General features: G+C 70.8%; 1 pseudogene. It reads right to left on the reverse strand.

Annotation, left to right across the window (positions count from 1 at the left end):
* Positions 1-291 (reverse strand): annotated as a pseudogene (locus tag NBG84_RS08760) (DNA topoisomerase IV subunit B); the annotation flags it as partial.

Consider the following 291-nt stretch of genomic DNA (forward strand, 5'->3'; position numbering starts at 1 on the left):
GCACGCTGATGAAGCGTGTCCAACGAGAGCTTGGCATCCTTGAGGAAGATCTGCCGATCCGCCCAGTAACGGACCCGGGTACCGGTGCGGGCCTTGGGCACCCGCTTGCCCTTCAGCAGCCCGTTGGCCGGGTCGAAGGGGGCGTCGGGGCCCGGCTCGGTGAACATGCCCGGGACACCGCGCCGGAAGCTGATGGCGTGGGTGGCGCTGTTGCGGTCGACCTCGACGTCGAGGCGGGCCGACAGGGCGTTCACCACGGAGGCGCCGACGCCGTGCAGACCGCCGGAGGCG

Source organism: Streptomyces albipurpureus, assembly GCF_023701525.1.
Lineage (GTDB): Bacteria > Actinomycetota > Actinomycetes > Streptomycetales > Streptomycetaceae > Streptomyces > Streptomyces albipurpureus.